General features: G+C 47.8%; 8 protein-coding genes. 4 read left to right on the top strand and 4 right to left on the bottom strand.

The genetic code is table 11. The features are described 5' to 3' along the window. Window positions 1-6: 6 nt before the first annotated feature. The 3 genes from JGK39_RS32340 to JGK39_RS32330 all read right to left on the bottom strand — a co-directional run bounded on the left by JGK39_RS32340 (window position 7) and on the right by JGK39_RS32330 (window position 1,651). On the bottom strand, window positions 7-369 hold the full coding sequence (locus tag JGK39_RS32340; RefSeq protein ID WP_293298847.1) for a hypothetical protein: 363 nt from the start codon (window positions 367-369) through the stop codon (window positions 7-9). 143 nt (window positions 370-512) lie between these two features. Continuing rightward, window positions 513-1,406, bottom strand: a complete 894-nt coding sequence (locus JGK39_RS32335) for an alpha/beta fold hydrolase (RefSeq protein ID WP_293256732.1) — start codon at window positions 1,404-1,406, stop codon at window positions 513-515. 98 nt (window positions 1,407-1,504) lie between these two features. Beyond that, window positions 1,505-1,651: a hypothetical protein gene (locus JGK39_RS32330; protein WP_293298844.1), complete on the bottom strand. Its 147-nt coding sequence runs from the start codon at window positions 1,649-1,651 to the stop codon at window positions 1,505-1,507. Window positions 1,652-1,666: 15 nt separating this feature from the next. Here JGK39_RS32330 and JGK39_RS32325 point away from each other — a divergent pair, with 15 nt between their 5' ends. Beyond that, the gene (locus JGK39_RS32325) at window positions 1,667-1,999 is read left to right on the top strand and encodes a hypothetical protein (RefSeq protein WP_293298841.1); all 333 of its coding nucleotides are present in this window, start codon (window positions 1,667-1,669) and stop codon (window positions 1,997-1,999) included. Between the two features lie 101 nt (window positions 2,000-2,100). After that, window positions 2,101-2,592, top strand: a complete 492-nt coding sequence (locus JGK39_RS32320) for an anti-sigma regulatory factor (RefSeq protein WP_293256723.1) — start codon at window positions 2,101-2,103, stop codon at window positions 2,590-2,592. 371 nt (window positions 2,593-2,963) lie between these two features. Here the strand turns inward: JGK39_RS32320 and JGK39_RS32315 are convergent, their stop codons facing one another. Further along, window positions 2,964-3,239, bottom strand: a complete 276-nt coding sequence (locus JGK39_RS32315; protein ID WP_293256720.1) for a DUF6439 family protein — start codon at window positions 3,237-3,239, stop codon at window positions 2,964-2,966. Between the two features lie 113 nt (window positions 3,240-3,352). On the opposite strand from JGK39_RS32315, the gene JGK39_RS32310 reads away from it, so the two are divergent. Both JGK39_RS32310 and asnS read left to right on the top strand, forming a co-directional pair. Beyond that, complete coding sequence (locus tag JGK39_RS32310; RefSeq protein ID WP_293256717.1) at window positions 3,353-3,718, top strand: DUF2203 domain-containing protein; 366 nt, start codon at window positions 3,353-3,355, stop codon at window positions 3,716-3,718. Between the two features lie 94 nt (window positions 3,719-3,812). Continuing rightward, entirely contained in the window at window positions 3,813-5,204 is a 1,392-nt protein-coding gene (gene asnS / locus JGK39_RS32305) for an asparagine--tRNA ligase (protein WP_293256714.1), read from the top strand. The last annotated feature ends 203 nt before the right edge of the window (window positions 5,205-5,407 follow it).

Raw genomic sequence — 5,407 nt, 5'->3', positions numbered from 1 at the left:
GTAAGGCTAACACTGCATAATTTCAGCCCAAAAGCGTTTGGCTTCCAAGTTTTCACAACTGATAAAAAAATCCGACCCACATCTGCGGAATGTGGGTTCGATCGCGCGTTCAATTTGTGCGGCCGCTTCTGCTTCTCTTCCCTGCTGCGACAGCGGAGTTTGTCCGGCCCCTCCCAAACCAAAAATCGGGACTTTGATGCCTGTTTTGCCTAACAGTCGTTCTGGCATTTTTACTGTGGTGGCGGCCTGGTTGTTGGGTGCGGCTGCGATTTCTCGATCGTGCTGGTCGATCGCGTTAGCGGCTGCAATGCCGCCGGCAACCGCTATACTGCTCAATATAAAATTGCGGCGAGTCTTTTTGCCGGTCATAGTTTCCGTCCCCTCAGAATCTTTGAGTAGAAATTAACCGCTTTTTTGTTCGGACAATACATAAATTTTTACTGCCAACCGGATGATTTTCCCCCTCTCCGAGGGAGGAGATAGCCTGGAAAATTATCCGATTTGCCGATCGACTATTGGTCAATTACCCACGCACGAATCAGTTCGTTTACCTGTTCTGGTACTTCGTCGTGGGGACAGTGACCGGCTTTGATAAAGTGTTCTGCCAACTGCGGATAATGTTGGCGGAATTTGGCGCTTCTGTTGCTGGAATTCATCCACGGATCGCCTTCTCCCCACAACATTAGCAGCCGGCACTTTAATTGACTCAACAATACGTCGATTTTTTCACCTTGGGGTGTTCGGAATACCGAGGCGAATACTTTCGGTGCACCGGGATCGCAGGATGGTTGGTAAATTTCTTCTACTAATTGGTCTGTGACGGCGCTTTGGTCGAGATAAACTTTTTGTAGGGTTTTCCGAATGGTCGATCGCTGGCGCACGTATTGGAACAGCAGAAAACTTGCCCAATCTTGCTGAAATAAGGTCTTAGCTACCCCAGATATAGCTTTTTGCAAGGGCGGGGCTTCGGGTGCGGGCTGAGGTTCGCTGAAGGGGCCGGCGCTGTTGATTAAGATGAGTCCGGCGGCTGATTCGGGACGCCCTGCTGCTACGCACAAGGCGGCGTAGCCTCCGAGGGAGTTGCCGGCTAGTACGGCGGGCCGGCCGATGATGTTGGTGATGAAGTCGTGGAGTTGGTCGCGCCAGAGATCCCCACTGTATTGGATTTCGGGTTTTGCCGATCGCCCGAATCCGATCAGGTCGATCGCCCACACTTCAAAGTCTTTGCTCAGCCCGCTGATATTTTTGCGCCAGTGGTCTGTGGATGCTCCAAAACCGTGAATTAACAGCAGGGGAGGGCGTTCTGGATGTCGATCGCCCGAGCGAACATAGTAAACTGAATGGCCCCGCCATTGCCAGTAGGTGCCTGGAATGGGGGCTGCGGTGATGGCTGTGGTGATTTGCATAATGTAAAGAAATAAGTATTTACTTTAACTATTGTATCGTGAGGTTCAGATTTATAAAGTTTTGCCAACGGGCTGGGGCTTTGCCAGTAAGGGATACGTCAAGTTGGTCGAGTTTGGCTAGTGCGGGCGATCGCACTCACAATCAATAAGTTTTGTAACAAATATTGATTTGGTAAAGGCCGCAGCAGTCGGATTTCGGTGTGCGATCGGCATTTGGGAAATATATCTGGTTTCGACTGCAACACACCTAGGTACGATAATTGCGATCTTTGGCACAAGTAGGAGTTGTGGGCGATCGGGCCTCATCTGGGGCGGCGAGAGCCGATCCCCATGGGCGAGGAGTCAAGGGATCGACTTTTTTGGACGGATTTCCGATCTTTTCAAGGTGGGGATCGTTTGGTAAGCGAGCTGTTGACGGCTGGGATGCAGCGGGTTCAGCTTCAGTGCCCCGGCAAAAGCAGACCTCAAAAATCAGGCTGCGGGTAGAAGTTATAAGTAAAATTACTGGTGGTTCTTGGCAAAAGTTTCTGAGAATCGCAGAATATTTTGTGATGTTCTTTGCTTTTCTTAACGGCTTTGATACTCTAAGATAGAAATAGAGCTGCGCCGCTCAATTAATGAGTATTTTGAATACTAGGGAGCCAACTATGCAGGGTGTGAAGTTTATCCACCTGAAAGTTAGGGAGTTTTCTGAGTGATTGCTATCTCAGCCCGTCCGGTCGTCGGACGCAATTGGATTACGATTAGCTTCGCTTCTACCCTATACCTTTGTCCTATTTTGGATCTGCTCCTAGCAGAGATTCCGCCTCACTGGCAAGCGGAATTACGGTTGGGGCTTCAAGAAGCTTTGGTAAATGCTGCTAAGCATGGAAATAAGTTAGACCCCAGTAAAACTGTTGGAGTCCGTTTTTCGATCGTCCAAAACGAATATTGGTGGGTCATATCGGACGAAGGTTGTGGCTTTAAAGCACCTTGCGGTTGCGACCTTTATACCGATACTTGCGACAGTCTCATAGCAGAGGATGTTGCAGATAATTCTGCACTCCCCAATGTTGAACAAGAATGTGGTAGGGGCCTGTTTATCCTTTACCAAATATTCGATCGGGTTGAGTGGAATTCTCAAGGCACAGAGTTACGGCTGTGCAAAGAACTTCCCAGTCGCTACCGGCTGCCTCGCTTGCGCTAGAACTGATATTTGGCATCATTTTTCAGCTCAGCTCGACCTGCAATTTTTTCGTTTCCCCGCTGAACCGGGGATGGAGAATTTTGAGTGTCAAGCTATTGATAGTAGATGATAATGCAAAATGTGAGTTTTGAGTGAGAAAAGTATAAATCTTTTTTAGCTCGCAATCGCGCTGCTCGATCGAGCGGCGCGATTGTTTGAGTTGTGAGCGACTTATCAAATCTTTAATATCATCTTCGCTGGCTCCACAACAGGTTTGTAGTGAGGACTTTAGTCCTTCTTTCCGAGGACTAAAGTCCTCACTACAAACTAATTTTATGGGGGGTTACTGGCTGGAATTGATATAACTCATCCACGGCTTGGGCATTGGAAGCTTATTTGCCGTGAGTCGGGCACGGAGGTGCGGAGATCGATCGATCCAGCCATCCTGCTGCTTGGTTTAAGCGCGGGAGAGCTTCTTCGGGCTGATTTTTCAGCAAAAAGACCAAAGCGGCCGCGGCTTGCTCTCCGGCCCGCGCGGAACGGTTGGCTTTGAGGCGGTGCCAATCTCTTTCGGAGATGGCGAGGCGCGCTGCTAGGACTTGAGCCAGTTCTACTGTACTCAGCTCGTTGAGGTTGACAGTTTGGGTTGTTTGTGTAGTTTCAAGCATAGATGGGAATTATAGCTATTTGGCTGCGGTTTGTGAATTGCAAAAATATACTGCATATAATAACAAGTTAATTGGGAATTGTTTTTTAAGTATTGTCAGGTTTGCCGATCGAAATGCCTCAACAGCCGTCAGAGTTAAATCGGGAAGATTCAGAAAATGAGTTTGTCCAGGCGATCGCAGCAGTGGAGCGATCGCTCGCAGCAGTCAAAGAGCGTTACACTCAGATTCAGCGCGATCGCCAGCGCCAAGCCGAACTCGGCAACCGGCGCGAAGATGTCCGCCAATCTCTGCGCCAAAATCCATTGCCGCAACTCAAGAAAGAATTGCGGCAAATTGAGCAAGAATTGGAAACGATCGAGTTAAATTTAGAAAGCAGCCTGTTTTCTTGGGGAAGCATAAAACAACCTTTTTGGCAAGCAGTTCGCTTTGGTGGACTCGGCATTTTGATTGGTTGGATTTTGAAATCCTATGCGGGATAGTTTTTGATTTTTTTTACCGCAGAGGGCGCAGAGGGCGCAGAGGAAGAGAAAAGAGAGAATTATGGTGCAAAATATTAAATAAACAGGATTGGATATGACAAATCAACGAATTGCAGCAATTTTGCGCGCCGGCGAACCAGACGAAACTGTAACCATTCAAGGCTGGGTGCGTACCAAACGCGAGTTAAAAGAATTTGCCTTTGTCGAAGTCAACGACGGTTCAGCGATGGCTAATTTGCAAGTAGTCATCAATGCCGATTTGCCAGACTTTAAAAATGTAATCAAACAAATTAATACAGGTGCCTCTGTAGAAGTTTCCGGAGTGCTGGTAGCGTCTCCGGCGAAGGGACAGCGAATTGAGTTAAAAGCCTCACAAGTACAAGTTTATGGCGAAGCAGACCCGCAAACTTATCCGCTGCAAAAAAAGCGGCATTCCTTGGAATTTTTGCGGACAATCGCGCATTTGCGGCCCCGCACCAACACCCACGGCGCTGTTTTTCGAGTCCGCAATGCTTGTTCGGCGGCGGTACACCAATTTTTTCAAGAACGCGGTTTTTTGTGGGTGCACACTCCGATTCTTGCTGCTAGCGATTGCGAAGGTGCAGGGGAAATGTTCGCCGTTACTAACTTCGATCTAAAGAATGTGCCGCGCACTGATTCGCAAGAAGTTGATTATGCGAAAGACTTTTTTGGTAAACGCGCTTATTTAACAGTTAGCGGCCAGTTGGAAGCGGAAGTTATGGCGCTGGCTTTCGGCAATGTTTACACTTTTGGCCCGACTTTTCGAGCGGAAAATTCTAATACTTCGCGACATTTGGCTGAGTTTTGGATGATTGAACCGGAGATGGCTTTCTGCGATTTGCAGGGAGATATGGATTTGGCTGAGGCGTTTTTGAAGTACATTTTTAACTTTGTTTTGGAGCATTGCCCGGAGGATATGGAGTTTTTCAACGAGCGGATTGATAAGACGGTTTTGGCGACTGCTGAAAATATTATTAACAATCAGTTCGAGCGGATTACTTACACGGAGGCGATCGCACTTTTGGAAAAAGCCGACAAAAAGTTTGACTTCCCGGTAAGCTGGGGCTTGGATTTGCAGTCGGAACACGAGCGCTATTTGGCTGAGGACTTGTTTAAAAAGCCGACAATTGTCAGCGATTATCCCGTCGGGATTAAAGCGTTTTATATGCGTTTAAACGAGGACGAGAAAACTGTGCGAGCCATGGATGTTTTGGCTCCGAATATTGGGGAAATTATCGGCGGTTCGCAGCGGGAAGAACGGCTGGATGTGTTGGAGCGCCGCATGGAAGCTCAGGGTATGAATAAGGAGGAATTGTGGTGGTATTTGGATTTGCGCCGCTACGGTACTGTACCTCATGCTGGTTTTGGTTTGGGGTTTGAACGCTTGGTGCAGTTTATGACGGGAATGGGGAATATTCGGGATGTGATTCCGTTTCCGAGAGCACCTTTGACTATTGATTTTTAATTAAGGTTCGTAGTGAGGACTTTAGTCCGCAAAAAGAAGGACTAAAGTCCTCACTACGAACATCTTCTTTTCCCATCTAAAATCTGGTTTGTAGTGAGGACTTTAGTCCGCAAAAAGAAGGACTAAAGTCCTCACTACGAACATCTTCTTTTCCCATCTAAAATCTGGTTTGTAGTGAGGACTTGAGTCCGCAAAAAGAAGGA

Source organism: Microcoleus sp. PH2017_12_PCY_D_A, assembly GCF_020738565.1.
Taxonomy (GTDB): Bacteria; Cyanobacteriota; Cyanobacteriia; order Cyanobacteriales; family Microcoleaceae; genus Microcoleus.
This window is presented reverse-complemented; position numbering and strand designations above follow the sequence as displayed.

What these genes read in the sequence shown, in the direction of transcription:
- JGK39_RS32310 (WP_293256717.1), top strand. Translation starts at nt 3,353, where the DNA reads ATGCCTCAACAGCCGTCAGAGTTAAATCGGGAAGATTCAGAAAATGAG.
- JGK39_RS32335 (WP_293256732.1), bottom strand. Translation starts at nt 1,406, where the DNA reads ATGCAAATCACCACAGCCATCACCGCAGCCCCCATTCCAGGCACCTAC.
- asnS (WP_293256714.1), top strand. Translation starts at nt 3,813, where the DNA reads ATGACAAATCAACGAATTGCAGCAATTTTGCGCGCCGGCGAACCAGAC.
- JGK39_RS32340 (WP_293298847.1), bottom strand. Translation starts at nt 369, where the DNA reads ATGACCGGCAAAAAGACTCGCCGCAATTTTATATTGAGCAGTATAGCG.
- JGK39_RS32315 (WP_293256720.1), bottom strand. Translation starts at nt 3,239, where the DNA reads ATGCTTGAAACTACACAAACAACCCAAACTGTCAACCTCAACGAGCTG.